This is a genomic window from Streptomyces sp. CNB091 (assembly GCF_000377965.1).
Genome location: NZ_KB898995.1, coordinates 127,827 through 154,763, shown reverse-complemented (window position 1 = coordinate 154,763; position 26,937 = coordinate 127,827). Strand labels below are relative to the sequence as shown.

The 26,937-nt window shown below is 73.2% G+C and carries 20 protein-coding genes and 1 pseudogene; 11 read left to right on the top strand and 10 right to left on the bottom strand.

Features of this window, described 5'->3' with window-relative positions; genetic code table 11:
* Positions 1-23: 23 nt before the first annotated feature.
* Positions 24-806 carry an SDR family oxidoreductase gene (locus tag D581_RS0112460; protein WP_018957549.1) on the bottom strand — a complete coding sequence of 261 codons (783 nt, stop codon included), beginning with the start codon at positions 804-806 and terminating at the stop codon, positions 24-26.
* A gap of 130 nt (positions 807-936) precedes the next feature.
* Here D581_RS0112460 and D581_RS0112455 point away from each other — a divergent pair, with 130 nt between their 5' ends.
* Together D581_RS0112455 and D581_RS0112450 are read left to right on the top strand one after the other, a co-directional pair.
* Positions 937-2,082, top strand: a complete 1,146-nt coding sequence (locus D581_RS0112455) for an acyl-CoA dehydrogenase family protein (protein ID WP_018957548.1) — start codon at positions 937-939, stop codon at positions 2,080-2,082.
* Positions 2,082-3,068: an acyl-CoA dehydrogenase family protein gene (locus D581_RS0112450; RefSeq protein ID WP_018957547.1), complete on the top strand. Its 987-nt coding sequence runs from the start codon at positions 2,082-2,084 to the stop codon at positions 3,066-3,068. The genes D581_RS0112455 and D581_RS0112450 overlap by 1 nt, the downstream gene beginning before the upstream one ends.
* Before the next feature lie 42 nt (positions 3,069-3,110).
* Here D581_RS0112450 and D581_RS0112445 read toward each other — a convergent pair whose 3' ends face one another.
* The 4 genes from D581_RS0112445 to D581_RS0112430 form a co-directional block, all read right to left on the bottom strand.
* Entirely contained in the window at positions 3,111-3,656 is a 546-nt protein-coding gene (locus tag D581_RS0112445; protein WP_026290453.1) for a pyridoxamine 5'-phosphate oxidase family protein, read from the bottom strand.
* Positions 3,657-3,772: 116 nt separating this feature from the next.
* A complete protein-coding gene (locus D581_RS0112440; RefSeq protein WP_018957545.1) occupies positions 3,773-4,240 on the bottom strand; it encodes a GNAT family N-acetyltransferase in 468 nt (155 codons plus the stop codon).
* Positions 4,241-4,325: 85 nt separating this feature from the next.
* The gene (locus D581_RS0112435) at positions 4,326-4,889 is read right to left on the bottom strand and encodes a HutD family protein (protein ID WP_018957544.1); all 564 of its coding nucleotides are present in this window, start codon (positions 4,887-4,889) and stop codon (positions 4,326-4,328) included.
* Complete coding sequence (locus D581_RS0112430; protein WP_018957543.1) at positions 4,886-5,635, bottom strand: vWA domain-containing protein; 750 nt, start codon at positions 5,633-5,635, stop codon at positions 4,886-4,888. Before D581_RS0112430 ends, D581_RS0112435 begins: the two co-directional genes overlap by 4 nt.
* 144 nt (positions 5,636-5,779) lie before the next feature.
* On the opposite strand from D581_RS0112430, the gene D581_RS0112425 reads away from it, so the two are divergent.
* The gene (locus D581_RS0112425) at positions 5,780-6,691 is read left to right on the top strand and encodes a rhomboid family intramembrane serine protease (RefSeq protein ID WP_018957542.1); all 912 of its coding nucleotides are present in this window, start codon (positions 5,780-5,782) and stop codon (positions 6,689-6,691) included.
* 247 nt (positions 6,692-6,938) lie between these two features.
* Here D581_RS0112425 and D581_RS0112420 read toward each other — a convergent pair whose 3' ends face one another.
* Both D581_RS0112420 and gltB read right to left on the bottom strand, forming a co-directional pair.
* The gene (locus tag D581_RS0112420; RefSeq protein WP_018957541.1) at positions 6,939-8,399 is read right to left on the bottom strand and encodes a glutamate synthase subunit beta; all 1,461 of its coding nucleotides are present in this window, start codon (positions 8,397-8,399) and stop codon (positions 6,939-6,941) included.
* Entirely contained in the window at positions 8,392-12,951 is a 4,560-nt protein-coding gene (gltB, locus tag D581_RS0112415) for a glutamate synthase large subunit (RefSeq protein WP_018957540.1), read from the bottom strand. Before gltB ends, D581_RS0112420 begins: the two co-directional genes overlap by 8 nt.
* 487 nt (positions 12,952-13,438) lie before the next feature.
* Between gltB and D581_RS0112410 the strand changes: the two genes are divergently transcribed.
* Positions 13,439-15,565, top strand: coding sequence for an FG-GAP repeat domain-containing protein (locus D581_RS0112410; RefSeq protein WP_018957539.1), 2,127 nt, complete (start codon positions 13,439-13,441; stop codon positions 15,563-15,565).
* Between the two features lie 78 nt (positions 15,566-15,643).
* Here the strand turns inward: D581_RS0112410 and D581_RS0112405 are convergent, their stop codons facing one another.
* Positions 15,644-16,375, bottom strand: a complete 732-nt coding sequence (locus D581_RS0112405; RefSeq protein WP_026290452.1) for a VIT1/CCC1 transporter family protein — start codon at positions 16,373-16,375, stop codon at positions 15,644-15,646.
* A 311-nt stretch (positions 16,376-16,686) separates the two neighbouring features.
* On the opposite strand from D581_RS0112405, the pseudogene D581_RS01000000137140 reads away from it, so the two are divergent.
* The 7 genes and pseudogenes from D581_RS01000000137140 to D581_RS0112370 all read left to right on the top strand — a co-directional run.
* Positions 16,687-17,772, top strand: a pseudogene (locus D581_RS01000000137140) (ADP-ribosylglycohydrolase family protein); the annotation flags it as partial.
* A gap of 242 nt (positions 17,773-18,014) precedes the next feature.
* Positions 18,015-19,403, top strand: a complete 1,389-nt coding sequence (locus tag D581_RS0112395; protein ID WP_018957536.1) for an ADP-ribosylglycohydrolase family protein — start codon at positions 18,015-18,017, stop codon at positions 19,401-19,403.
* Positions 19,327-20,523, top strand: a complete 1,197-nt coding sequence (locus D581_RS0112390) for an ADP-ribosylglycohydrolase family protein (protein ID WP_026290451.1) — start codon at positions 19,327-19,329, stop codon at positions 20,521-20,523. The genes D581_RS0112395 and D581_RS0112390 overlap by 77 nt, the downstream gene beginning before the upstream one ends.
* Positions 20,520-21,887 (top strand): ADP-ribosylglycohydrolase family protein, encoded by a 1,368-nt coding sequence (locus D581_RS0112385; RefSeq protein ID WP_018957534.1) that lies wholly within the window; start codon positions 20,520-20,522, stop codon positions 21,885-21,887. Before D581_RS0112390 ends, D581_RS0112385 begins: the two co-directional genes overlap by 4 nt.
* On the top strand, positions 21,884-22,768 hold the full coding sequence (rbsK, locus tag D581_RS0112380; protein WP_018957533.1) for a ribokinase: 885 nt from the start codon (positions 21,884-21,886) through the stop codon (positions 22,766-22,768). The genes D581_RS0112385 and rbsK overlap by 4 nt, the downstream gene beginning before the upstream one ends.
* Positions 22,765-23,964 carry a CoA transferase gene (locus D581_RS0112375; RefSeq protein WP_018957532.1) on the top strand — a complete coding sequence of 400 codons (1,200 nt, stop codon included), beginning with the start codon at positions 22,765-22,767 and terminating at the stop codon, positions 23,962-23,964. Before rbsK ends, D581_RS0112375 begins: the two co-directional genes overlap by 4 nt.
* Entirely contained in the window at positions 23,961-24,827 is an 867-nt protein-coding gene (locus D581_RS0112370) for an aldolase/citrate lyase family protein (RefSeq protein ID WP_018957531.1), read from the top strand. The genes D581_RS0112375 and D581_RS0112370 overlap by 4 nt, the downstream gene beginning before the upstream one ends.
* Before the next feature lie 73 nt (positions 24,828-24,900).
* Here the strand turns inward: D581_RS0112370 and lgt are convergent, their stop codons facing one another.
* Positions 24,901-25,899 carry a prolipoprotein diacylglyceryl transferase gene (lgt, locus tag D581_RS0112365; protein WP_018957530.1) on the bottom strand — a complete coding sequence of 333 codons (999 nt, stop codon included), beginning with the start codon at positions 25,897-25,899 and terminating at the stop codon, positions 24,901-24,903.
* A gap of 98 nt (positions 25,900-25,997) precedes the next feature.
* Positions 25,998-26,867 (bottom strand): DsbA family protein, encoded by an 870-nt coding sequence (locus tag D581_RS0112360; RefSeq protein WP_018957529.1) that lies wholly within the window; start codon positions 26,865-26,867, stop codon positions 25,998-26,000.
* Positions 26,868-26,937 lie beyond the last annotated feature (70 nt).

The window sequence follows — 26,937 nt, the reverse complement described above, 5'->3', positions numbered from 1 at the left end:
GGCCGGGGTGTCCACGCAGGCGATCACGCATGCTGGCTGCTGACGGGGACGACCTCGCCGGTCATGTACGAGGAGTAGCCGCTGGCGAGGAAGACGATCACGTTGGCGACCTCCCAGGGTTCGGCGTACCGGCCGAAGGCCTCCTTTCCGGTGAGTTCGGCGAGGAGTTCGGCGGAGGTGACCTTGGCCAGGTGGGGGTGCATGGCGAGGCTGGGGGCGACGGCGTTGACGCGTACGCCGTAGTCGGCGGCCTCGACGGCGGCGCAGCGGGTGAGGGCCATGACGCCCGCCTTGGCGGCGGCGTAGTGGGCCTGGCCGCGCTGGGCGCGCCAGCCGACGACGGAGGCGTTGTTGACGAGGACTCCGCCGGTGCCGGCGGCCTTGAGGGAGCGCAGGGCGGCCCGGGTGCAGCGGAAGGTGCCGTTCAGGGTGACGTCGAGGATCCTCGTCCACTGGTCGTCGGTCATCTCGGTGAGTTCGGCGGTGCCGCCGAGGCCCGCGTTGTTGACGACGATGTCGAGGCCGCCGTGGGCGCGTTCGGCGTGTGCGAAGAGGGCCCCGACCTGGTCCTCGTCGGTGACGTCGCAGGTCAGGTGGGTGACGCGGTCGGTGCCGAACTCGTCGGCGAGGGCGTGTGCGCTCTCCTTCAGCCGGCGGGCGTGGGCGTCGCCGATCACGACGCGGGCGCCCTCCTCCAGGAAGCGGCGGGCGGTCGCACCGCCGATCCCGGCTCCGGCGGCGGCGGTGACGACGGCGGTGCGGCCGGCCAGCAGTCCGTGTCCCGGCAGGTACGGCGGTGTGTCCATGGCCCGGTCCCCCGACTTCTCGACGGTCTGTGGGCGGTACGTTAACCTACCAAACACTTGTTAGGGAACACTCTCGGCGACGGCGACAGCGACGGCGACGGTTGCCGACCGGACGGAAGGCGGGCGCTTCATGGATCTGGCGCAGACGGCACGGACGGCAGCCCTGCGGGCCGAGGCCCGGGCCTGGCTCCGGGACCACGTACCGGCCCGGCCGCTGCCCTCCCTGGAGACCGGGGAGGGGTTCGCCGCGCACCGGGAGTGGGAGGCGCTGCTGGGCGCCGGCCGGTGGTCGGCGGTCTCCTGGCCCAAGGAGTACGGGGGCCGGGGCGCGGATCTCTTCGGCTGGCTGGCGTTCGAGGAGGAGTACTGGGCGGCGGGCGCACCGGGCCGGGTCTCGCAGAACGGGATCAGTCTCCTCGCCCCGACCCTCCTCGCCCACGGCACGGCCGAGCAGCGGGCTCGCGTGCTGCCCCCGATGGCGAGCGGCGAGGTCATCTGGGCGCAGGCCTGGTCGGAGCCGGAGGCCGGGTCGGACCTGGCGGCGCTGCGGTCGCGGGCGGTGCGCACGGACGGCGGCTGGCTGCTGTCGGGGGTCAAGACCTGGTCCTCGCGGGCGGCGTTCGCGGACCGGGCCTTCGGCATCTTCCGTACGGACCCGGGGGCCGCGAAACCGCACCAGGGCCTCACGTATCTGATGTTCGGGCTGCGGGACCCGGGGGTCACGGTCCGCCCCATCGGGCGGCTGGACGGGAAGCCCGCGTTCGCCGAGATCTTCCTCGACGAGGTCTTCGTACCGGACGCGGACGTCATCGGGGAGCCGGGGCGGGGCTGGCGCATCGCCATGTCGGCCACCGGCGACGAGCGCGGGCTCACCCTCCGCTCCCCCGGCCGTTTCCTGGCCGCCGCCGACCGGTTGCGGGCCTTGTGGCGGGAGTCGGGGGACCCGGCGGACACGGCGCTGCGGGACCGGGTGGCGGACGCGGTGATCGGGGCGCGGGCGTACCAGCTGTTCACCGCCGCCTCCGCGGCCCGGTTCGCGGCGGGGGCCTCGCTGGGGCCCGAGTCCAGCCTGAACAAGGTGTTCTGGTCGAGTTACGACATCGCGCTGCACGAGACGGCGCTCGATCTGCTGGGCCCGGACGCGGAGCTGGCGGACACGGTGTGGGCGGAGGGGTACGTCTTCGCGCTCGCGGGCCCCGTGTACGCCGGGACCAACGAGATCCAGCGGGACATCATCGCCGAGCGGCTGCTCGGCCTGCCGAAGGGACGGCGCTGATGCGTTTCCTCCTCGACGACGAGCAGCGGGAGTTCGCCCGGTCGCTCGACGCGATGCTGACGGCGGGGGGCACACCGTCGGTCCTGCGGGCGTGGGCCGCCGGGGACCACGCGCCGGGGCGGGCCCTGTGGGGGCGGCTCGCGGACGCGGGAGTGTTCGCGCTCGCGGTCCCTCAGGCGTACGGGGGTCTCGGGCCGCTCCCCGTGGAGCTGGCCGTCGCCTGCGTCGAGCTGGGGCGGCACGCGGTGCCCGGACCGGTGGCGGAGACCCTGGCCGCCGGGGTGCTGCTGGGTGGGACCGGCGGACCGGCGGCCGCGGAGTGGCTGCCCCGGATCGCCTCCGGCGGGGCGGTCGTCTCGCTGCGGCTGGCGGGGCACGGGCCGTACGCCCTGGACGCGGACGCGGCGGACGCGGTGTTCACGGTGGACGGCGACGAACTGCGGCTCGCGCCGGGACCCGGGGAGCCGTCGGCGTCGGCGGATCCGGCGCGGCGGCTGTTCCGGCCGGAGGCGGGCGGCACGGTGGCGGCGGCCGGTCCCGGGGTGCGCGAGGCGGCGCGGGCGGCGGGCGACCTGGCGGCGTTCGCCACGGCGGCCCTGGCGCTGGGCTGCGGGGAGGAGCTGCTGCGGGCGACCGTGGCGTACGTGAAGCAGCGCACCCAGTTCGGGGTGCCCGTCGGGTCCTTCCAGGCGGTCAAGCACCGCCTCGCGGACACCCTGCTCGGCCTGGAGTTCGCGCGCCCGCTGCTGTACGGGGCGGCGGTGGAGCTGGCAGGCGGATCGGCCGGTGCGGGGGCGGCGGTCGCGGCGGCGAAGGCGGCGGCGGGCGAGGCGGGGTACGCGGCGGCCCGCACCGCGCTCCAGTCGCACGGCGCGGTCGGCTACACCGAGGAGCTGGACCTCGCCTGGTGGCTGCGCCGGGCCCGGCCGCTGCGGGACGCCTGGGGGACGCCGTCCGCCTGCCGGGCCCGGGTGCTGGCGGGCTGAAACCCGTGCGCCTGCCGGGCCCGGCCCGTGCGCCGCCCCGGTTCAGGACACGTCGGTCGGCGGGGTGTCGTCGTTGCTGCGGCGCACGGTGCGCAGCGGCTGCCCGGGACGCCAGGACCGGATGACCAGCGCCTCTCCGTCGAGCCCGATGCGGACCACCTCCGCCAGCTCGGCCCGGAAGAGGTGGAACGGCTCCGGCGGGGTCGCCTCCTCGATGAAGCGGGCGATCATCCGCGGGTCGGTGACCTCCACGGCCCGGCCGCTGACGCGGACGTCCCCGTCGTTCAGCTCGGCGTCGGGCCCGGGGTTGGCCTGGAGCGCGAAGCGCGGATCGCGGCGCAGGTCCAGGGCCTTGCGGGAGTTCGGCATCATGCCGAGCAGCAGCTCGCCGAAGCGGAAGTCGGCCTCCAGGCCGGTGACCCGGGGTGAGCCGTCCTTCCGCAGGGTGGCCAGGACGTGGTGCTTGTAGAGCCGGAAGCGGCGCTGCACGGTGTCGGCGAACTCGGGCTCGGCGGCGGCGAAGCCGTCCCAGGAGACAGGCGCGTGCGAAGGGAATCGCGAAGAGGGTGAAGACGTCATGGATGCCATGGAACACCGGATACCCGACAACTCCTGTCGGTATTTGCGCGCGACAGGCGGACGAATTCCGGCGAACAGAACGCCTTCACCTTCTCCACGGCCCCCTGCCTCGGCGTCTCACCGCTTCAGGCGTGGTTCTCCGGAGCCGGCCGGGTGAGCCGCAGCATGACCTCGTCGTACTCCTCGTCGACGCGGCGGCTCTCCTCCACGAAGCCCAGCCGGGCGTAGAAGCTCCGGGCCCCCGTGTTCTTCTCGTACACCTCCAGGGTCAACGCCCCGTGCAGCGCCGCCGCGTGCTCTACGAGGCGCCGGCCCACCCCGGTGCCCTGTGCCTCCGGGGCCACGAAGAGGCCGCCGATCTCGGTGTCCAGGAGCCCCAGGAGAGCCACCACACGGCCGTCCGTCTCGGCGACCCAGTTCTCGGCGTGGACGAGATAGACCTCGCGCATCTTGCGGGCGCGCTCGCCCTCGCCCTCGCCGGGGATGAAGGGGTGGGCCAGGCTGCCGGCACGGGACCAGACGTCCACCGCCGCGTTCTCGTCAGCGGCGGCGTAGCGGCGGATCACGGCGGGTTCGGATGCGTTTTCGGGCATGCGCGCGACCGTATCCCGCGGCGGGGCGATCGGCAGCCGAGTTTCCCGCTCACGAAAGGCCCTGGGGTCCGCCGGGGCAGGCCGGTCACGCGTCCGAGAAGGTGATCAGCACCGCCTGGCCCATCGTCCGCAGGACCCCGGGCGACGCCCCGGCCGCCAGCACCGCGTCGTAGCGGTCCAGCCGGACGCCCCCGCCCTCCAGCTCCGCGCCGTCGTCCAGGGAGACGGCCAGCACCGCGCCGCCCTCCGGAGGCAGCAGGCGGACCGTGCCGCAGACGACTGCGGTCTCCGCCCGCGTACGGGCCCTGCGGTACATGACGTTGAGATTGACGACGGGGCCGCCCAGCAGGAAGCCCTCGGTGGGCAGGTCGCCGGGGAAGCCGTGCGGCCACAGCGGCTCGTCGACGATGTGGTGTTCGCCGCCGACGACGAGGTCCATGCCCGCGCCCTCGACCACGGTCAGCACGCGCTCCACGCCCGGGAAGGCGGAGAACGGCCCGTCGGCGGTGACGTCGGCCAGGCTCACCCGCCAGTCGAAGGCGTCCGTCCCCGCGCTCTCGGGGCCGGTGGCGATCTCGCGGACGGTCCCGCCGCCGTTCTTCCACGGGGCGGGCGTACGGTCGGCGGCGCGCAGGATCCGTACCGTCATCGGACGACCCCCTGCTCCCGGGCGGCTGCCAGCCAGAGCGGGAACTCGGCGACGAGCCGGTCGTACAGCTCGGAGTCCGGGACCTTCCGGGGGTCCTCGCCGGCTTGGAAGTACCCGGCGTTGTCGACCATCCGTTTGGCGGGGACGGCCAGCTCGTCGAGCTTGCGCAGGAAGTCGAACTGGCTGCTGCGGGTGTTGCCGAAACCGACGAACTGCCAGAACAGGGGCAGCTTCGCGGCCTTGCACAGGTAGCGCTCGGCGGCGAGCTTGTTGATCGGCCCGCCGTCCGTCTGGAAGACGACCAGGGCGGGCGCGGTGGAGCCGCTGTCGAGGTAGTGGTCGATGACCGCGTCCATCGCCAGGTGGTAGCTGGTCTTCCCCATGTGGCCGAGGCCCGCCCAGATCTCGTCGACCCGGCCACGGTGGTTGTCGAGGGCGATGTCGGTGACCGCGTCGACATCGGTGGAGAAGAAGACGACCGGCACCGTGCCGTCGTCGTCGAGGTTGGCCGAAAGGCCCAGCACCCGGTCGGCCAGCGCCTGGACGCTGCCGTCGTTGTAGTACGGCTTCATCGAGCCGGAGTGGTCGAGGACGAGGTAGACGGCCGCGCGGTGACCGCCGAGGCCGTGCTTCTCCAGCGAGGTCCCGGCGCTCGTGTAGTGGCCGACCAGGGCCGGGGCCGTCTCCCGGACCTTGGTGAGGCTGATGGCCGGGCCGGCGCCCACGGCCGTGTTCGCACCCTGCATGACGGCCCCCCGTTCTGTGCTTCGCGGACCTTGAGCGTAGGCCACCGCCGGGCCCCGGGCACACGGCCCACCGCACCGGTTCGCTATCTTGATCGCCGCCGCCCCCACCGGCCCCGTTGCACATCCCCAGTGAAGGAGCCGGCCATGGAGGCCGCCGCCACCGCGTGTTACCGCCATCCGTCCTACGAGACGTATGTCCGCTGCACCCGTTGCGACCGCTACATCTGCCCGGACTGCATGCGGGAGGCGGCCGTAGGGCACCACTGCGTGGAGTGCGTGAAGGAGGGGCAGCGCTCGGTGCGCCAGGCACGTACCGTCTTCGGCGGTGCGGTGTCCCGGGCGACGGCGCCGATCGTGACGTACGTCCTGATGGCGCTCAACGTCCTGGCCTACGTCGGCGAGGTGGTCAGGCCGGAGATCGTGGACCGGTTCGCGGTACTCGGGGCCGCGCTCACGGGGCCGGACGGCGAGCAGTACTACTACCGGGGTGACACCTATCCCGGGTACGAGCTGACGGGCATCGCGGACGGGGAGTGGTACCGGCTGGTGACCGGGGCCTTCCTGCACCTTCCGCCGGACGCCTCGTTCGGGGTGATGCACCTGGTGTTCAACATGTTCGCGCTGTGGAACATCGGCCGGGCGGTGGAGGGCCAGCTCGGGCGGGCCCGTTATCTGGCGCTGTATCTGCTGTCGGCGGTGGGCGGTTCGGTCCTGGTGTACCTGCTGGCCCCGGACACCTCGACGGTCGGCGCCTCCGGCGCGGTCTTCGGGCTGGCCGCCGCGTACTGGGTCATCCACCGGCGGCTCGGCCGTGACATGGCGGCCGTCAACCGTTTCATGGCCGGATTCCTGCTCTGGATGCTGATCTCGGCCGCGTTCACGTCGTGGCAGGGGCACCTGGGCGGGCTGCTGACCGGGGCACTGGTGACGTACGGACTCGCCTTCGCACCGGCGAAGCTGCGGGTGTGGCCGGTCCAGCTCGCGGGCGGGCTGGTGCTGGCGGGCCTGTTCGCGGTGGCGGTGGCCCTGAAGACCTCGGCTCTGACGGGCGGCTGAGGCGGGGCGGCGTTGGGGCGGGGCGGCGTTGAGGCCTGGCCCCGTAGCGGGAGCCCGGCCCGTAGCGGAGCCCGGCCCGTAGCGGGAGCCCGGCCCGTAGCGGGAGCCCGGCCCCGGACGCGCCACGGCGCCCGCTGGAGTCCGGTCGGGGACAGGCAGGCGCCGCGTTCAGTTCCGTACGCCGTTGTACGGGACGTCTTGAGGGGCTCCCCCGGGCCGCGTGGCCCAGGGGGAACCCGGGTGGGGCTCAGACCAGCAGGGACCGGTCCGTCGGGCGGATCGGCGCGTGCAGGGCGCTGGTCCCGGTCAGGAAGCGGTCCACTCCGCGGGCGGCGGAGCGGCCCTCGGCGATCGCCCAGACGATCAGCGACTGGCCGCGTCCCGCGTCACCGGCGACATAGACGCCGTCGACGTTGGTCGCGTAGTGCTCGTCGCGGGCGACGTTGCCGCGCTGGTCGAGCTCCAGGCCGAACTGCTGGACCAGACCGTTGGACTGGTCGGTTCCCGTGAAGCCCATGGCGAGGGTGACGAGCTGCGCGGGGATGCGCCGCTCCGTGCCGGGCTTCTGCTCCAGCTTACCGTCCTTGAACTCGACCTCCACCAGGTGGAGGGCCGCGACGTTGCCGTCCTCGTCGCCCTCGAAGTGGGTGGTGGAGACGGAGTAGACCCGCTCGCCGCCCTCCTCGTGCGCGGAGGTGACCTTGTAGAGCATCGGGAAGGTCGGCCACGGCTGGTTTGCGTTCCGGTCCTCGCCCGGCTTCGGCATGATCTCCAGCTGGGTGACGGAGGCCGCGCCCTGGCGGTGGGCGGTGCCCACGCAGTCGGCGCCGGTGTCGCCGCCGCCGATGACGACGACGTGCTTGCCGCCGGCGTGGATCGGGGCGACGGTCAGGTCGCCCTCCTGCACCTTGTTGGCGAGCGGCAGGTACTCCATCGCGAAGTGGATGCCGCCCAGCTCACGGCCGGGGACAGGCAGGTCGCGCGAGACGGTGGCGCCGGCCGCGATGACGACCGCGTCGTAGCGGCGGCGGAGCTTCGCGGCGTCGATGTCCTTGCCGATCTCCACCTCCGTACGGAACTTGGTGCCTTCCAGGCGCATCTGCTCGATGCGGCGGTTGATGTGCGACTTCTCCATCTTGAACTCGGGGATGCCGTAGCGGAGGAGGCCCCCGATGCGGTCCGCGCGCTCGTAGACGGCGACGGTGTGGCCGGCCCGGGTCAGCTGCTGGGCGGCGGCGAGTCCCGCCGGGCCCGAGCCGATGACCGCGACGGTCTTGCCGGAGAGCCGCTCGGGCGGCTGCGGGGTGACGTCGCCGTTGTCCCACGCCTTGTCGATGATGGAGACTTCGACGTTCTTGATGGTGACGGCGGGCTGGTTGATGCCGAGCACGCACGCCGACTCGCAGGGGGCCGGGCACAGCCGCCCGGTGAACTCCGGGAAGTTGTTCGTGGCGTGCAGCCGCTCGGAGGCGGCGGTCCAGTCCTCGCGGTAGGCGTAGTCGTTCCACTCGGGGATGAGGTTTCCGAGCGGGCAGCCGTTGTGGCAGAAGGGGATGCCGCAGTCCATGCAGCGGCCGGCCTGCTTGCTGATGATCGGGAGCAGGGAGCCCGGAACGTAGACCTCGTTCCAGTCCTTGACGCGCTCGGCCACGGGGCGGGTCTGGGCGACCTCGCGTCCGGTGGTCAGGAAGCCCTTGGGGTCAGCCATGGGTCGCCGCCTCCATCATCTTCTCGGTGGTCTCCTGCTCGGAGAGACCGGCGAGCTCAGCGGCGTCCTTGGCGGCGAGCACGGCCTTGTACGTGGACGGGATGATCTTGCTGAAGCGGGTCACGGCGGTGTCCCACTCGGTGAGGAGCTTCTCGGCGACAGTGGAGCCGGTCTCCTCCTGGTGGCGGCGCACGACGTCGTGCAGCCACTGCCGGTCGGTGTCGTCCAGTTCCTCGACCGCGCCGAGGTTGCCGACGTTGACGTGGTCGCGGTTCAGGTCGATGACGTACGCGACGCCGCCCGACATGCCGGCGGCGAAGTTGCGGCCGGTCTCGCCGAGGACGACGGCCTGGCCGCCGGTCATGTACTCGCAGCCGTGGTCGCCGACGCCCTCGGAGACGACGAGCGCACCGGAGTTGCGGACGCAGAAGCGTTCGCCGGTGCGGCCGCGCAGGAAGACCTCGCCGCCGGTCGCGCCGTAGCCGATGGTGTTGCCGGCGATGGTGGAGTACTCGGCGAGGTGGTCGGCGCCCCGGTCGGGGCGGACGATCACCCGGCCGCCGGAGAGGCCCTTGCCGACGTAGTCGTTGGCGTCGCCCTCCAGGCGCAGGGTCACCCCGCTCGGCAGGAACGCGCCGAAGGACTGGCCGGCCGAGCCGGTGAAGGTGAGGTCGATGGTGTTCTCGGGCAGGCCGGAACCACCGAACTTCTTGGTCACCTCGTGGCCGAGCATGGTGCCGACGGTCCGGTTGATGTTGCGGATCGCGACCTGGGCGCGGACCGGCTGGGCTGTCTCGGGGGTCTCGGCCCCGAGCGCGTCGGCGGCCAGCTTGATCAGCTGGTTGTCGAGCGCCTTCGTCAGACCGTGGTCCTGCTCGACGGTGCGGTGGCGGACCGCGCCCTCGGGCAGCTCGGGGACGTAGAACAGCGGAGCCAGGTCCAGGCCCTGCGCCTTCCAGTGGGTGACCGCCCGGTCGGTGTCGAGGAGCTCGGCGTGGCCGACGGCCTCCTCGACGGTGCGGAAGCCCAGCTCGGCCAGGATCTCGCGGACCTCTTCGGCGATGAACTCGAAGAAGTTGACGATGTACTCGGCCTTGCCGGAGAACCGGTCGCGCAGCACCGGGTTCTGGGTGGCGATGCCGACCGGGCAGGTGTCCAGGTGGCAGACGCGCATCATGACGCAGCCGGAGACGACGAGCGGCGCGGTCGCGAAACCGAATTCCTCGGCGCCGAGCAGCGCGGCGATGACGACGTCTCGGCCGGTCTTGAGCTGGCCGTCGGTCTGTACGACGATGCGGTCGCGCAGGCCGTTGAGGAGCAGCGTCTGCTGGGTCTCGGCGAGGCCGAGCTCCCAGGGGCCGCCCGCGTGCTTGAGCGAGGTGAGCGGGGAGGCGCCCGTTCCGCCGTCGTGGCCGGAGATGAGGACGACGTCCGCGTGGGCCTTGGAGACACCGGCGGCGACCGTGCCGACGCCGACCTCGGAGACCAGCTTGACGTGGATCCGCGCCTGGGGGTTCGCGTTCTTCAGGTCGTGGATCAGCTGGGCGAGGTCTTCGATGGAGTAGATGTCGTGGTGCGGCGGCGGCGAGATGAGGCCGACGCCGGGCGTCGAGTGCCGCGTCCTGGCGACCCACGGGTAGACCTTGTGGCCGGGCAGCTGGCCGCCCTCGCCGGGCTTGGCGCCCTGCGCCATCTTGATCTGGATGTCGTCCGCGTTGACCAGGTATTCGCTGGTCACACCGAAGCGGCCGGAGGCGACCTGCTTGATGGAGGAGCGGCGCGCCGGGTCGTAGAGGCGGTCGGGGTCCTCGCCGCCCTCGCCGGTGTTGGACTTGCCGCCGAGCTGGTTCATCGCGATGGCGAGCGTCTCGTGCGCCTCGCGGGAGATGGAGCCGTACGACATGGCGCCGGTGGAGAAGCGCTTGACGATCTCGGAGGCGGGCTCGACCTCGTCGAGGGGGATCGGCTCGCGGCCGGAGTCGAAGCCGAAGAGGCCGCGGAGCGTCATGAGGCGCTCGGACTGCTCGTTCACCCGCTCGGTGTACTGCTTGAAGATGTCGTAGCGCCGGTTGCGGGTGGCGTGCTGGAGGCGGAAGACCGTCTCCGGGTCGAACAGGTGCGGTTCGCCCTCGCGCCGCCACTGGTACTCGCCGCCGATCTCCAGCGCGCGGTGCGAGGCCGCGATGCCGGAGGCGGGGTACGCCTTGGTGTGCCGGGCGGCGACCTCCTTGGCGACGACGTCCAGGCCGGCGCCGCCGATCTTGGTGGCGGTGCCGTTGAAGTACGTCGCGACGAAGGCCTCGTCGAGCCCGACGGCCTCGAAGACCTGGGCGCCGCGGTAGGAGGCGACGGTGGAGATGCCCATCTTGGACATGACCTTCAGGACGCCCTTGCCGAGCGCGTAGATCAGGTTCCGGATGGCCTGCTCGGCCTCGATGTTCTCGATGAAGGTGCCGGCGCGGACGAGGTCCTCGACGGACTCCATGGCGAGGTACGGGTTGACCGCGGCGGCGCCGTAGCCGATGAGCAGCGCGACGTGGTGGACCTCGCGGACGTCCCCGGCCTCGACCAGCAGGCCCACCTGGGTGCGCTGCTTGGTGCGGATGAGGTGGTGGTGGACGGCGGAGGTGAGCAGCAGCGAGGGGATCGGCGCGTGCTCGGCGTCGGAGTGCCGGTCGGAGAGGACGATCAGGCGGGCGCCGTCCTCTATGGCGGCGTCGACCTCGGTGCAGATCTGCTCGATCCGCGCGGCCAGCGCGTCGCCTCCGCCGCCGACCCGGTAGAGGCCGGAGAGGGTGGCGGCCGTCATGCCCGGCATGTCGCCGTCGGCGTTGATGTGTATCAGCTTGGCGAGCTCGTCGTTGTCGATCACCGGGAAGGGCAGCGTGACGCTGCGGCACGCGGCGGCGGTCGGCTCCAGGATGTTGCCCTGGGGGCCCAGCGAGGAGCGCAGCGAGGTGACGAGCTCCTCGCGGATGGCGTCCAGCGGCGGGTTGGTGACCTGGGCGAAGAGCTGGGTGAAGTAGTCGAAGAGCAGCCGGGGGCGCTCGGAGAGCGCGGCGATCGGCGAGTCGGTGCCCATGGAGCCGAGCGGTTCGCCGGCGGTGCGGGCCATCGGCGCGAGGATGACGCGGAGCTCTTCCTCGGTGTAGCCGAAGGTCTGCTGGCGGCGGGTGACCGAGGCGTGGGTGTGCACGATGTGCTCACGCTCGGGCAGGTCGCTCAGCTCGATCTCGCCGGTCTCCAGCCACTCCTGGTAGGGCTGCTCGGCGGCGAGGGACGCCTTGATCTCGTCGTCCTCGATGATGCGGTGCTCGGCGGTGTCGACGAGGAACATCTTGCCGGGCTGGAGGCGGCCCTTGCGGACGACCTTCGCGGGGTCGATGTCCAGGACGCCGACCTCGGAGGAGAGCACGACGAGGCCGTCGTCGGTGACCCAGTAGCGGCCGGGGCGCAGACCGTTGCGGTCGAGGACCGCGCCGACCTGGACGCCGTCGGTGAAGGTGACGCAGGCCGGGCCGTCCCAGGGCTCCATCATCGTGGCGTGGTACTGGTAGAACGCGCGCCGGGCCGGGTCCATCGAGTCGTGGTTCTCCCACGCCTCGGGGACCATCATCAGCACCGAGTGCGGCAGCGAGCGCCCGCCGAGGTGGAGCAGCTCCAGGACCTCGTCGAAGGAGGCCGAGTCGGAGGCGTCCGGGGTGCAGACGGGGAAGATCCGACTCAGCTGCGCCTGGCCGAAGAGTTCGGAGGCGAGCTGGGACTCGCGGGCCTTCATCCAGTTGCGGTTGCCCTTGACCGTGTTGATCTCGCCGTTGTGCGCGACGAAGCGGTACGGGTGGGCCAGCGGCCAGCTGGGGAAGGTGTTGGTGGAGAAGCGGGAGTGGACCAGCGCGACCGCGGAGGCGAAGCGGCGGTCGGAGAGGTCCGGGAAGAACGGCTCCAGCTGCCCGGTGGTGAGCATGCCCTTGTAGACGATGGTGCGGGCGGAGAGCGAGGGGAAGTACACCCCGGCCTCACGCTCGGCACGCTTGCGCAGGACGAAGGCCTTGCGGTCCAGGACGATGCCGGTGGACTCGCCGTCGGCGACGAAGATCTGGCGGAAGGTGGGCATGGTGGCGCGGGCGCCGTTGCCGAGAAGTGCGGGGGTGACCGGGACGTCGCGCCAGCCGAGGACCGTCAGGCCCTCCTGCGCGGCGATGTGCTCGATCGTCCGGACGGCCTCGGCGGAGTCGTCCGCGGGGAGGAAGGCGATGCCCACGGCATACGAGCCTGCCTCGGGGAGTTCGAAGGAGGTCTCGGCGCGGAGGAAGGCGTCCGGGACCTGGCAGAGAACGCCGGCGCCGTCGCCGGAGTCGGGCTCGGAGCCGGTGGCGCCGCGGTGTTCGAGGTTGCGCAGTACGGTCAGCGCCTGCTCGACCAGCTCATGGCTGGCCACACCGGTCAGAGTGGCCACGAACCCGACACCACAGGCGTCGTGTTCGTTACGGGGGTCGTACATCCCCTGCTGGGCGGGGCGACCGTCCATGGGCGACCAGGCGTCGATACGCATCGGCTCTCCCGTCGTCGTCGTGGCATTTGCGGTGCCGAGGGACGACGTTGGCCCTCTGCGAAATTTCGTGCAGGTTACATGATGGGGCGCTTCTCAAGAAGCGGAAGGCGTGTTCCAACATGCGGACACCATGGTGACCGGAAGTGACTGGGTGACCAGAAGTGACCGGGTTGACCAGGGGGTGGGTCGCGGTCGCAACGATCGGCGCCCGGGGACCCGCAGAGAGCAGGCGTCGTTGCCTGCGGTGTCTACGGCTCTTTCCCTGCGGACACAGAATCGAAACCGCCGAGTAATGGCTACTTATGTGCAGCGCCGCATAGTGCTCCATTTTACGGCCGGCTCGCGTCCTCCGCCCAGAGGGGTGCGTCACGACGTACGTCACACCGAGACGCCGGCGCAGAGCGCAGGGGGCGGAAAAGTCGCTGGTGAGAGCCGTTCCCCCTTGCTAGGTTCAGGGCGTTTGTCAATGGACAGCAGGGGGGAACACATGCGCCGCATCAAGATCATCGGCATCGCACTCGTACCTACGCTCACCCTGACGCTCGGCGTCGTCGGCGCGGGCCTCACCACAGCCCTCATCGTGGGGACTCCGGCGGCTTTCGCCGCCGAGCGGGCGTGGGGGACGCCCGTCGCGCTGACGGACGAGCGCGGCGCCAACACCGGCAAGGGTGTGAAGGTCACGTCCGACGGCACCGCCGTCACGGTGTGGATCAGCGGTACCGGCGACGGCCCTCAGGAGCTGTGGGGCGCCACCCGCCCGGCCGGTGCCGACGCGTGGAGTGCTCCGGTCCGTATCGCCGCCGATCAGCAACGTGTGTCCGACGTGTATCTGGTCATGGGCCTGGACGGCTCCGCCACCGTCTCCTGGGACCGCTTCACGTCGGAGCACTTCGACTCGCACAGCACCTCGACACTGCTGCCCGGCGCCGCGTCCTGGACGGCGCCCGCGCCGATCACGTCCGCGCTCTTCGGGCACGACCTCATGCTGGTGAGCGGTCCCGGCGGCCGCCTCACCGCCGTCTGGAACGGGAACCCGACCCCGGGTGAGGACGAGAGCGACGTGGGGGTCTTCACCTCCGATCTGGCGGAGCGGGGAGCCGCCTGGTCACAGGCGGTGCAGATCGGCAGCGGGTCGGCCTACGAGCTGCGGGCGGCAGCGGCGGGCGACGGCGCGGTGACCGTCGCCTGGCAGGCGGACATCTCCGGACCGGAGGCGCTGCGGGTCTCGACCCGGGCGGCGGGGGCGGCCGGCTGGAGTGCTCCCGAGATCATCAGGAACGACGGCTCGAACCCGGGCGAACTCGACGTCCAGGCCGCACCCGACGGCGCGGCCCTCGTCAGCTGGTCGGGGGTCACTTCCGGCCGCTCCTTCGTCTACCGCCCGGCCGGCAGCACGACGTGGGGCCGGACCGAATACCTTCCCGTCGACGAGGCCAGGAACTCCACGCTCGCGCCGCAGCTCGAACCGGACGGCCGGGTGACGGCTCTCTGGGAATTCGAAGGCGCCCAGCTCCGGACGGCGAGCCGCGCGGTGAACGGGACGTGGTCGCCGATCCGCACCCTGGTCGAGAACAGCGAAGCGTCCAGGTTCTGGGTCCCCGACATCGGCCGGGACGGCTCACTCGCGGTCATGTGGACGACATTCGAAGGCGACCTGTGGGCGCTGGTCCGCTCGGAGGGCACCTGGCCCAAACCGCTGTACGTGGGTCGGGCCGACCTCCACACGGTGGGCTCCGTCGCTGCCGGCCCGGACGGCAGCGCGGTCGCCGTATGGAACAAGCGGCTCGGCACGACAAGTGACTACTACCCGATCGATCAGGTCTGGGCGACGGCCACCGGAGCGGCGAAGCCGACGCACCGGGACCACGTCGGCGACGACGGCTTCCCCGACCTCTACGCGCGGGGGACGAACGGTTCGCTGCGCGTGTACCGGGGCGACGCCGCGGGGAAGCTGCCGGGCACCGCCGACGGCGGGACCTGGCCCACGACCTCCACGCTGATCCCCTTCGGGGATCTCGACGGTGACGGGGCGAACGACACCCTGGTGACCAACAGCGCGGGCGACCTGTACCGCCACAGCCCGCAGCGGGGCAGCGTCGTCACGCCCCAGGGGCCGGCGAAGAAGATCGGCAGCGGCTGGAAGGCCTTTGACGGCCTGACCGGCTCCGGCGACTTCACGGCGGACGGCCGGCCCGACCTGGTGGCCAGGGAGACCGCGACCGGCGACCTGTACCTGTACGCGGGCACCGCCGCGGGCGGCCTCACCCGGACCGGGAAGATCGGCAACGGCTGGAAGAACCTGACCATCGTCGGCGCGGGCGACCTCAACGGTGACCGGCACGCCGACCTCGTCGCCCGCACCGCCGCGGGCGACCTCCTCCGCTACGACGGCACCGGCAGGGGCGCCATCGGCAACGGTGTGAAGATCGGCACCGGCTGGGGCGGGATGGCCGACATCGTCGGCATCGGCGACCTCACCGGCGACGGCAAGGACGACGTCCTGGGCCGTACGACGGGCGGAGACCTCTACCGGTACGCGGGCAACGGCACGGGGGGCATCGGCGCGGGAGTCAAGATCGGCACCGGCTGGAAGAGCTTCGCCGGCATCCGGTAACGGTCGCGCGTGCACGACGAAGGCACGGCCCGGGGCGGGCCGTGCCTTCGTCGTGCAGGGGAAGGGGAAGGCGCTCCGTCAGCCGACGGCGACGCCGAACAGGGTGCCCAGTGCGTACGTCATCGCCGCCGCCGCGCCACCCAGGGCGAGCTGGCGCAGCCCGCTGAACCACCAGCTGCGGGCGGTCACCCGGGCCACCACCGCACCGCAGGCGAACAGGCCGATCAGCGCGAGGAGCACCGCGGGCCACAGGGCGCTCGCGCCGAGGAGGTAGGGCAGGACGGGCAGCAGGGCGCCGAGCGCGAACGCGCCGAACGACGAGACTGCGGCCACGAGCGGCGAGGGCAGGTCGCCGGGGTCGATGCCGAGCTCCTCGCGGGCGTGGATCTCCAGCGCCTGCTCCGGGTCGCGCGACAGCTGCCGGGCGACCTCGGCGGCCAGCGGGGCGTCCACGCCGCGGGACTCGTAGAGGGCGGCCAGCTCGGCCATCTCGTCCTTGGGGTGCTTACGGAGCTCGCGGCGCTCGACGTCGAGCTCGGCCTCGACCAGCTCACGCTGCGAGGCGACGGAGGTGTACTCACCCGCCGCCATGGAGAACGCCCCGGCCGCGAGCCCCGCCAGACCGGTGATCACGATGGTCTGCTGGGAGACCGCGCCGCCCGCGACCCCGGTCATCAGAGCGAGGTTGGAGACCAGACCGTCCATCGCGCCGAAGACGGCGGGGCGCAGCCAGCCGCCGTTCACATCCCGGTGGGTGTGGTTGTCCCGGTGCGCCTCGTGCAGGACGGCTTCGGTCTCGATGATGGCCACGGCGTGCTTCTCCCCTTCGCTCCGGCGGGCCGTCACCCCGCCGCTCCCCGCTGAATACAACTTTCGACAAAGTCCAAACTACGCCGTCCGGGTGACCTCCGCCAGCAAGCCAGGCCTGGCTAACCACCCCTCTGACCTGCGAAGAAAGGTCAGCCTTAGCTATCCGGGCCGTCATCCGCCCGGCCCCTTTCCTCGTGTTTCCCGCCTCCCTTCGCCCTCCGCGTGGCACAGATGCGAACAGGGCCCGAAAACGGAATCCGATCCGGGCCCGGATGCGGATGCACACCGCCGGACGAGCGAAGGGCGACGCGATGAACACGGCCGTCGGCAGTGACCGGGCCAGGGGTGCGCTGCTGGGACTGGCGGTCGGGGACGCGCTCGGCGCCCCGGCGGAGAACCTGCGGCCCTCCGAGATCCGCCGCCGCTGGGGGCGGATCGAGGGCTTCGTGAGCGATGATCCGGCGGGCACCGACGACACGGAGTACGCGATCTTCTCCGGGCTGCTGCTGGCCCGGCACGGTTCGGCACTCGACGTCTCCCATGTGGAACGGGCCTGGCACCACTGGATCGCCGATCTGGACGAGGGCCCGTTCCGGGGGGCCGGGTTCAGCGAGCGCGGCACGCTGGAGAACCTGCGCCGGGGCCTGGCCGCCCCCATCTCGGCCCAGCACCGGCACGCCTGGAGCGACGGACTCGCGATGCGGGCGGCCCCCTTCGGGGTCTTCGCGGCGGGCCGCCCCGCCGAGGCGGCCCGGCTGGTCGCGGTGGACGGCCGGGTCAGCCACGAGGGCGAGGGGATCTACGGGGGCCAGGCGGTCGCGGCCGGGGTGGCGGCGGCCATGGTCGGCTCGGGCCTCGCCTCGGTGATCGCGGCCGCGCTCTCGGTGGTCCCGATGGACTCCTGGACCGCCCGGTCGCTGCGCCGGGCGGTGACGGCGGCGCAGCGGCCCTACCCCGACCGGCTCACGATGGAGCGGGCGGTGCGCTCGGCGGTGGTGATCGCCGGCTACCCGTGGACGGACCTTGCGCCGGAGGCGGTGGGCCTGGCGTTCGGGGCGTTCACGGCGGCGCGCGGGGACTTCCGGACGGCGGTGCTCACGGCCGTCAACATGGGCCGCGACGCGGATACGACGGCGGCGGTGGCGGGCGCCCTGGCCGGGGCGCTGAACGGCGAGTGCGCCATCCCGCCCGACTGGGCGGGCGCGATCGGCCCGGTCCGGGGCAGCTGCCTGCCCTCGATGCGCGGCTACCACGTGCTGGACATCGCGGAGCTGCTGACCCCGGAGGACCCGGACGGGACCGGGCCGGCGGGGTCCCCGCAGGTGCGGGGCGGCGGCGAGCCGTCGGGCGTACGGGACATGGCGTCGGTGGCGGCCCCCTTCGAGCCCGTACGGGACATGGCGTCGGTGGCGGCTTCCTCCGAGCCCGTACGGGACATGGCATCGGTGGCGGCCCGCTCAGTACCCGTACGGGACATGAAATCAGCGGCGGCTTCCTCCGCGCCGGCACAGAGCATGGCATCCACGGCGGCCCCCTTCGAGCCCGTACAGGGCATGACATCCGTGGCGACTTCCTCCGCACCGACACAGATCCTGACGTCCGCGACGGCACCCTCCGTACCCGTACGCGAGGACCGGCGATGACGACGGCAGGCGGGGCGACCGGAGGCGGACCGGCCGTGACCCCACCGCGCGGAGGGCCGGCGGGAGCACCGGCGGAAGGCCCGACGGGAGACCCGACGAAGACGGCACGCGACGCGGCCGGGCCGACGGCCGTCCCGGGAAGCCCGGGGGCGGCCGTCCCCGGGCTCCCCGCCCCCGCCCGCCGCGCCCGGATCGAGGGGCTGCTGCTCGGTCTCGCGGCGGGCGACGCCGCCGGTTGGCCCGCCGCCCGGCACCGGGCGGCCCGGATGCCCGAGTGGACCCGGCGGCTCACCCGGGAGCTGGACACCTTCGCCGAGCAGAACGCCACCACCACGCTCCCGGTGCCCATCGCCCTGAACCAGCCTCCCGAGCCGCTGCGGCTCGGCCCGTCCGACGACGCCGAGTGGGCCGCGTTCGCCGCCCGTACGGTGCTGGCGGCGGCCGAGGACGCGGTGGGCCTGACCCCCGGCCGCCGGATGCGGGACGCGGTCGACCGGGCCTGGAACGCGCTGGCCGCCACCGTCGCCGCCGCCAGCGCCCGGGCCCCCGAGGTCGAGGCCGCGGTGCTCCCGCTGCGGGCCCGGATCTCGGTGCGGGCCGGGCTCGGCAACCTGGCCGCCGGGCTGCGGCCCCCCGCCACCGGGCACGACAACCCGCACTACTTCGACGACGCCGCCTGCGTACGGGCCGCCGTCCTCGCCGTGGTCCACCCGGGCGACCCGGAAGAAGCGGCGGCGCTCGCCGAGTTCGACGCCCGCTACACCCAGGACGGCGACGGGGTGCACGGGGCACGGGCCGTGGCCGCCGCGATCGCCGTGGCGCTGGCCGGGGCGGACGTCGACACCGTGGTGAACGCGGCCCTCGCCCAGCTCCCCGAGGGCACCGAGATCGCCCGCAACGCCGCGCACGCCGTCCGCCTGGCCCGGGAGTTCGCGGACGAGCCCGCCGGGGCGTTCGCCCTGGTCCCGGTGGTGGAACACCAGATCGTGGACCACGTCTACAGCTACGGGATCGCGGCGGCGGAGACGGTGCCGGTCGCCCTGGCCCTCACCACGGCGGCCCGGGGCGAGATCGCCCAGGCGGTCCCGGCCGCCGCCTGCCTGTCCCGGGTCGCGGACTCCGCGCCCGCCCTGGCCGGGGCGCTGACCGGGGCGATCGGCTCGATCACCGCCGTGCCGGCGGGCTGGCGCGAGGCGTGCCGGACGCTGGCGGGCTGTGCGCTGCCCCGGCTCGCGGGCACGGACCTGATCGAACTCGCCGGGCTGCTGGCAGCCACGGAACCGGCCACCCCGGGTGGACAATTCCGACATGACACCCACAACGGCCATGGAAGCCGCCCTCTCGGCCCCGCGCCCCTCATCCCTCACCACGCCCGGACTCGATGAACGCATCCGCCGGGCGCTTGTCGGGGCCGCCGTCGGCGACGCCCTCGGCGGCCCGGTCGAGGGCTGGACCCCCGACCAGATCGCCGAGCGCCACGGCGGCCGGGTGACCGGGATCGTCGGCCCCTGGTACGGCGAGGACTGGCGCACCGCGCGCCCCATCGCCCCGTACCACAAGGGCGACGGGCACGTCACCGACGACACCCTGATGACCCACGCCCTGATCCGGGTCTACGGCCGGGTCCGCGACCACCTCGACGCGTACGCCGTCGCGGACCACCTCGTCCCGGACCTGCTGTCGCCCCGCTGGATCCCGGAGCTGGAGGCGCAGGCCCTCCCCCTCCAGCGGATCTTCCTGGCGGAGAAGTGGATCGTGGCCCGGCTGCACTACGGGCACGTGGACCCGCGCGAGGCCGGTGCGGGCAACATCGTCAACTGCGGGGCGGCGATGTACATGGCCCCGGTCGGGCTGGTCAACGCCGGCCACCCGGAGGCCGCGTACGCCGAGGCGCTGGAGGTCGCGGCCCCCCACCAGTCCTCCTACGGCCGGGAGGCCGCCGGGGTCTTCGCCGCCGCCGTCGCCGCCGCCTGCCGCCCGGGCGCCACCCCCGGCACGGTGGTCGACGCGGCCCTCTCCACGGCCAGGGACGGCACCCGGTCCGCGATCGAGGCGGTCGCCGAAGTGGCCGTGCGCCACGAGGACTTCGAGTCCGCGCTCGCCCCGCTGAGGGCGGCCGTGGAGCCCTTCGACACGGTCGGCCCCGACTACCGGAGCCCCTCGCTCGGCGCACGCCGCCCCTCCCGGCTGCACGCCATCGAGGAACTGCCCATCGCGCTGGGGATGTTGCTGGTCGGGTGCGGTGACTACCGGCGCACGGTGCTCGGTTCGGTGAACTACGGGCGGGACTGCGACTCCATCGCGACGATGAGCGGGGCGATCGTGGGCGCGCTGGGCGGCGAGGTCCCCGCCGACTGGGCCGCCACGGTCGCGGAGGCGAGCCGGCTGGACCTGGACGCCCCGGCGAGGGTGCTGGCGCAGGTGGCCCGGGAGGTCTTCGCCCGGGACCTGGAGCGCCGCCGTGCCCATGAGCAGGCGTTCGGCGCGCTGGCCGGTGAGCGGTGAACGTCCGCCTCACCTGGGTGCAGCCCGAGGATCTGGTCGGTCACGAGCTGCGGCAGGCCGCGCAGGACGGCCGGGACGCCCGGGAGATCGAGGAGCGGTGGTACGCGGCCGGGGGCGCCCCCGCCCCGGCCCGGGCAGGTGCGTCCGAGCCGGCCGCACCGCCGCGCCTGCGAGCGCTGGCCGAACGGCTTCTCGACGAACTCGCCCTGCTGGATGCGCCGTTGGCGGCCGATGAGCCGACCGGGCTGGACGAGATCAGGGCCGCCTGCCCGCACTGGCCGGGCCCGGTGGACAGCGCGCCCGCCGTCGGCCGGGACCGGCTCCACGCGGCGTGGCTCGGCCGGGCGGCGGGCTGCCTGCTCGGCAAACCGGTCGAGAAGCTGCCGCTTCAGGGCATCCGCGCCCTGGCCCGCGCCACCGGCGACTGGCCCCCGACCAGCTGGTTCACCGCGCACGGCGTACCCGCCGAAATGCTGGCCGCCCACCCCTGGAACCGCCGCTCGGCCCCCACGTCCCTGGCCGAGAACATCGACGGCATGCCGGAGGACGACGACCTCAACCACCCGCTGCTCACCCTGTTGCTGCTCCAGCGGCACGGCCGCTCCTTCACCACCGCCGACCTGGCCCGCCTCTGGCTCGACGAACTGCCGGCCGGGCGGACCTTCACCGCCGAGCGCATCGCGTACGGCAACCTCCTGGCGGGCGTCGAGCCCCCGGAGACCGCGCGCCGCCGCAATCCGTTCCGGGAGTGGATCGGCGCGCAGATCCGGGCCGACGTGCACGGCTGGACCCACCCCGGCGACCCGGCCGGAGCCGCCGCCCAGGCCCACCGCGACGCGCTCCTCACCCACACCGGCAACGGGGTCTACGGCGCGATGTTCACAGCGGCGGCCCTCGCCGTCGCGGCCGGCGGCGAGAGCGATGTGCACGGCTGTCTGGCCGCCGGGCTGCGGGTGGTGCCACCGCACTCGCGGTACGCCCGCGCGATCCGCCTCGGCATCGAAACGGCCCGTACGGAAGGGGAGTTCGACACCGTCGTGGACCGGCTGCACGCCGTCTACGCGGACACCCACCACTGGGTGCACGTGCTGCCCAACGCCGCGCTGCTGGCCGCCGCCCTCACCCACGCCGACGGCGACTTCACCCGGTCGATCGGTCTCGCGGTCTCCGGCGGCTGGGACACCGACTCCAACGGGGCGACCGCCGGATCGCTGGCCGGACTCCTGGCGGGCGGGCCGGACGCCCTGCCCGCGCACTGGACGGCACCGCTGAAGAACCGGCTCGCCACCTCCGTACCCGGCTTCGACCGGACCGGGTTCGACACCCTCGCCGCACTGACCCACCAGGAGGCTCTGCGCCCATGACCCGCATCGCGGTGCTCGGCAGCACCAACATGGACCTCGTCGCCTACACGGCTCGCGCCCCCGGACGCGGCGAGACCGTCACCGGCCGGGAGTTCCGGACGGTCCCCGGCGGCAAGGGCGCCAACCAGGCCGTCGCCGCCGCCCGCGCGGGCGGGGAGGTGACGATGATCGGCGCGGTCGGCGACGACGCCTACGGCGCCCTGCTGCGCGACGGACTCGAACACGCGGGGGTGGACACCGACCTCCTGCACACCGCCGAGGGCCCCAGCGGCACCGCGCACCTCGTGGTGGACGACACCGGGGCCAACGCGATCGTGGTGGTCCCCGGCGCGAACGGCGTCCTCACGGCGCTCGGGCCCGGGGAGATCGCCGCGATCGCCGCGGCCGATCTGCTGCTGATGCAGCTCGAACTCCCCCTGTCCGCCGTCGTCGAGGGAGCCCGCGCGGCCAGGGCCCAGGGCGTACGGACCATCCTCACCCCCTCCCCCGCCCAGCCCCTGCCCGATGAACTCCTCGACCACATCGACCTGTTGGTCCCCAACGAGCACGAGGCCGCCGAGCTGTCCGGGCAGGCCGAACCGCACGCCTCCGCCCAGATCCTGCTCCGCCGGGTGCCCGAGGTCATCGTCACGCTCGGCGCTAAGGGCTGCCTGTACGCGGCCCGTGGCGGCGAGCCGGTGCTCTTCGCGGCCCCCTCGGTGAACGCCATCGACACGACCGGGGCCGGGGACACCTTCGTCGGGACGCTGGCCGTGGCGCTCGGCGAGGGACGGCCGGTGGCCGAGGCCGTGGCGTTCGCCTCCTCGGCCGCCGCGCTCTGCGTCCGGAAGCCCGGCGCGTCCACTTCCATGCCCTACCGCAGCGAGATCGAGGCCTCATGAGCGCCACCGCAGCAGGACCCCTGACCGGGCTCAAGGTCATCGACCTGGCCACCCTCTTCGCCGGACCGCTCGCGGCCACCATGCTCGGGGACTTCGGCGCCGATGTGATCAAGGTCGAGCACCCCCGTAAGCCGGACCCCTCGCGCGGACACGGGCCCGCCAAGGACGGGATCGGCCTGTGGTGGAAGCTGCTCGGCCGCAACAAGCGCACCCTGACCCTCGACCTGTCCGCGCCCGGCGGCCGGGACGTGCTGCTGGAGCTGGCCGCCGGGACGGATGTGATCATCGAGAACTTCCGGCCCGGGACCCTGGAGCGCTGGGGCCTGGGCCCCAAGGAGCTGAACGCCGTCAACCCGCGTCTGGTGCTGGCCCGGGTCACCGGCTTCGGCCAGTTCGGACCGTACGCCCACCACCCCGGCTTCGGCACCCTCGCCGAGGCGATGAGCGGCTTCGCGGCGATGACCGGGGAGCCGGACGGGCCGCCGACGCTGCCGCCGTTCGGGCTCGCGGACTCCATCGCGGCGCTGGCCACGGCGTACGCGGTGATGGCCGCGCTCGCGGGGCGCGAGAAGACCGGCGAGGGGCAGGTGGTGGACCTCGCGATCATCGAGCCGATCCTCACCGTGCTGGGCCCGCAGCCGCTCTGGTACGACCAGCTCGGCTACGTCCAGCCGCGCACCGGCAACCGCTCCCGCAACAACGCCCCGCGCAACACCTACCGCACCGCCGACGGCCACTGGGTCGCGGTCTCCACCTCCGCCCAGTCCGTCGCGGAGCGGGTGATGCGCCTGGTCGGCCGCCCCGACCTGATCGACGAGCCGTGGTTCGGCGCGGGCGCCACCCGGGCCGAGCACACCGAGGAGCTGGACGCGGCCGTGGGCCACTGGATCTCCCGGCACAGCCGCGAGGAGGTGCTGGGCGGCTTCGAGAAGGCGGAGGCGGCCGTCGCGCCGATCCACGACGTACGGGAGGTGATGGAGGACCCGCAGTACCGGGCGCTGGACACCGTCACCGAGGTCGACGACCCGGAGCTGGGGCCGCTGCGGATGCAGAACGTGCTCTTCCGGCTCTCGGGGACCCCCGGCGGGATCCGGTGGGCCGGCCGGCCGCACGGTGCGGACACCGAGGAGATCCTGGCCGGCCTCGGCCTCTCGGAGACCCGGATCGCGGCGCTGCGGGACCAGGGGGCACTGTGACCGGCCGCCCGATCCCCGCCCCGCCGCTGCCCGAGGGCCCGCCGCCACCCCTCGGCCGGCCGCCGCTGACCTGGCTGTACGTGCCCGGGGACCGGCCGGAGGTGGTGGCCAAGGCGCTGGGCAGCGGGGCGGACGTGGTGATCGTCGACCTGGAGGACGCCGTCGCCCCGGACCGTAAGGAGTACGCGCGCTCCGCCACCGCCGAACTCCTCGGCGACCAGGTCACGGCGGCCCCGGACGCGGTGCCGGTCCATGTCCGGGTGCACGGCGAGGACGACATCCGGGCGCTGGCGGGGCTGCCGGGCCTGGCCGCGTTCCGGCTGCCGAAGATCACCCATGCGGTCTCGGTGTCCCATGTGGCGGCCGTGGCCCCGGGCGTGGCGCTGTATCCGCTGCTGGAGTCGGCGCTCGCGGTCGAGCACGCGTACTCGATCGCCTCGGCCCATCACGCCGTGCGCGGCATCGCCCTGGGCGAGGCGGACCTGCGGGCGGATCTGGGCGTACGGGAGGACGCCGGGCTCGACTGGCCGCGCAGCCGCGTCGTGGTGGCGGCCAGGGCGGCGGCTCTTCCGCCGCCCGCCCAGTCGGTGTTCCCGGACGTCCGGGACCTGGACGGGCTGTGGACGTCGTGCGGGCGGGGGCGGGCGCTCGGGATGCTGGGACGGGCGGCGATCCACCCGCGGCAGCTGCCGGTGATCGAGCGGGCGTTCCGGCCGACGGCCGAGGAGGTCGAGGCGGCCGAGGAGATCGTCGCGGCCTCGGAGGTGGAGGCGGGGGCGCTGGCGCTGCCGGACGGGAGGTTCGTGGACGCGGCGGTGGTGGCGTCCGCCCGCAGAACGATCGCGCTCGCCGGGCGGGCCTGAGAGTGCGGGCCCACCCGGCGAGCGGGAGGTGTGCGGGGGTGCGCCCTGGATCAGGACCCAGGCGCGCGGCCGGTCAGCTCTTCTCGGCTGCTCCGGTCGCGCCGGCCGCTCCGGCGTTCTCTGCGGTGGGGTCCTTGCCGGGCTCGTCCTTCGTGAGCGGGTCCTTCTTCGCCCCGGCGTCCTGCTCGTCGGCGTCCGCCTTCGCGGGGCCGTCCTCGTCGGAACCGTCCTGGTCGGAGCCCTTCGCGGGGGCGGCGTCCCGGTCGGGCTCGACGATCTCCTCGCGGCCCGGGCGGATCTTCGCGGAGATCACGATGTAGACGACGGCGAGGACGAAGACGATGATCGCGGTCCACACGTTCAGGCGGAGGCCGAAGATGTGGTGGGCCTCGTCGACCCGCATGTACTCGATCCAGCCGCGTCCCGCGCAGTAGGCGGCGACGTACAGCGCGAACGCCCGTCCGTGGCCGAGCCGGAAGCGGCGGTCGGCCCAGATGACCAGGAGCGCGGCGCCGATGCACCACAGCGACTCGTACAGGAAGGTCGGGTGGTACGTCCCGGCGAGCCGGTTCGGGCCCTCGCTGATCTCCAGCGCCCAGGGGAGATCGGTGGGCTTGCCGTACAGCTCCTGGTTGAACCAGTTGCCCCAGCGGCCGATGGCCTGGGCGATGGCGAGGCCAGGGGCCAGCGCGTCGGCCCAGGCGGGCAGCGGGATGCCCCGGCGGCGGCAGGCGATCCAGGCCCCGACCGCGCCGAAGGCGACGGCGCCCCAGATGCCGAGGCCGCCCTCCCAGATCTTGAATGCGTCGACCCAGTTCTCACCGTCGCTGAAGTACAGCTGGTAGTCGGTGATCACGTGGTAGATCCGGCCGCCGACGAGGCCGAAGGGCACCGCCCAGACGGCGACGTCGGCCACGGTGCCGGCTTTGCCGCCCCGGGCTACCCAGCGCTTGTTGCCGAACCAGACGGCGACGAAGACACCGATGATGATGCAGAACGCGTAGCCGCGGAGCGGGATCGGGCCGAGCTCGATCACGCCGGTCGACGGACTGGGGATGAAGGCAAGATTCATGGCGAGGTCGACGCTACCTTGCCGGGCCGTGGGTACGGCAAGCTCCCCGGCAACTTCTGGGTAACGAGGACCGCCTCACGGGCGGGCGCGGGACGCGGTCAGGAAGCGGGGGCCGACGACGGGTCGGCCGGGCCGGAGGACCCGTCGGCCAGGGCGGCCGGGGTGGCGGTGCCCGGCTTCTTGCCCTTGTTGGCCGCGGCGACCCACTTCTTCAGATTCTCCGGGGAGATCTGCTCCCCGCCCTTGCTCGGGAAGACGGACTCCCCGTTGAGCAGCACCGTCGGCGTGCCCTGGAAGCCGCCCTCGCGGAACGCCGTGTCGGACTTCTGCACCCAGCTGTCGTGCTCGCCGTCCTCCACACAGCTGCGGAAGCCCGGCGTGTCTAGCCCCTTGACCTCGCCCGCCAGCTCGATCAGCCGGCTGTTCTTGCCGAAGGCGTCGTCCGGCTCCGGAGGCTGGTTGGCGAAGAGCACGTCGTGGTAGGGCGCGAACTTGCCGGCGTCCTGGGCGCAGGCGGCGGCGTTGGCGGCGCGCAGCGACCCCTTGCCGCCGAGATTGCCGTCGATGATCGTGGCCAGGTGGTACTCCACCTTGAGCCGGCCGTCGTCCGCCAGCTCCTTGATGGTGTCCCGGAAGGCGGTCTCGAACTGGGCGCAGACGGGGCAGCGGAAGTCCTCCCAGATCGTGAGGGTGGACGGGGCGTCGGCGGCGCCGACCGGCAGGGTCAGGGCGGCCTCGCCGGTCGCGCCCGAAGGGGCGATGGCGGGGCCGGAGGCGGTGTCGCCGCCGTCGTCCTTGCCCGCGTTGGCCGCGATCAGGCCGACCACGGCGGCCAGGGCGAGCACCCCGACCACCGCCGAGGCGACGATCAGGGTCCGGCGGCGCTTCTCGCGCCCCTTCTCCCGCTCGCGCTGCTGGGCCAGGCGCTCACGCGCGCTTCTGTTTCCCTCAGGGATCTTGTCGCTCACACCCGGGGAACGAACCGGGGAGGCACCTCCGCGCCTCCCCGGTCCACAATCCACCCATTCGGGTGATTCA

Excerpts from the sequence above, each read along its gene's own strand:
- D581_RS0112460 (WP_018957549.1), bottom strand. The coding sequence starts at position 806 with ATGGACACACCGCCGTACCTGCCGGGACACGGACTGCTGGCCGGCCGC.
- D581_RS0112455 (WP_018957548.1), top strand. The coding sequence starts at position 937 with ATGGATCTGGCGCAGACGGCACGGACGGCAGCCCTGCGGGCCGAGGCC.
- D581_RS0112450 (WP_018957547.1), top strand. The coding sequence starts at position 2,082 with ATGCGTTTCCTCCTCGACGACGAGCAGCGGGAGTTCGCCCGGTCGCTC.
- D581_RS0112445 (WP_026290453.1), bottom strand. The coding sequence starts at position 3,656 with ATGGCATCCATGACGTCTTCACCCTCTTCGCGATTCCCTTCGCACGCG.
- D581_RS0112440 (WP_018957545.1), bottom strand. The coding sequence starts at position 4,240 with ATGCCCGAAAACGCATCCGAACCCGCCGTGATCCGCCGCTACGCCGCC.
- D581_RS0112435 (WP_018957544.1), bottom strand. The coding sequence starts at position 4,889 with ATGACGGTACGGATCCTGCGCGCCGCCGACCGTACGCCCGCCCCGTGG.
- D581_RS0112430 (WP_018957543.1), bottom strand. The coding sequence starts at position 5,635 with ATGCAGGGTGCGAACACGGCCGTGGGCGCCGGCCCGGCCATCAGCCTC.
- D581_RS0112425 (WP_018957542.1), top strand. The coding sequence starts at position 5,780 with ATGGAGGCCGCCGCCACCGCGTGTTACCGCCATCCGTCCTACGAGACG.
- D581_RS0112420 (WP_018957541.1), bottom strand. The coding sequence starts at position 8,399 with ATGGCTGACCCCAAGGGCTTCCTGACCACCGGACGCGAGGTCGCCCAG.
- gltB (WP_018957540.1), bottom strand. The coding sequence starts at position 12,951 with ATGCGTATCGACGCCTGGTCGCCCATGGACGGTCGCCCCGCCCAGCAG.
- D581_RS0112410 (WP_018957539.1), top strand. The coding sequence starts at position 13,439 with ATGCGCCGCATCAAGATCATCGGCATCGCACTCGTACCTACGCTCACC.
- D581_RS0112395 (WP_018957536.1), top strand. The coding sequence starts at position 18,015 with ATGACGACGGCAGGCGGGGCGACCGGAGGCGGACCGGCCGTGACCCCA.
- D581_RS0112390 (WP_026290451.1), top strand. The coding sequence starts at position 19,327 with ATGACACCCACAACGGCCATGGAAGCCGCCCTCTCGGCCCCGCGCCCC.
- rbsK (WP_018957533.1), top strand. The coding sequence starts at position 21,884 with ATGACCCGCATCGCGGTGCTCGGCAGCACCAACATGGACCTCGTCGCC.
- D581_RS0112375 (WP_018957532.1), top strand. The coding sequence starts at position 22,765 with ATGAGCGCCACCGCAGCAGGACCCCTGACCGGGCTCAAGGTCATCGAC.
- lgt (WP_018957530.1), bottom strand. The coding sequence starts at position 25,899 with ATGAATCTTGCCTTCATCCCCAGTCCGTCGACCGGCGTGATCGAGCTC.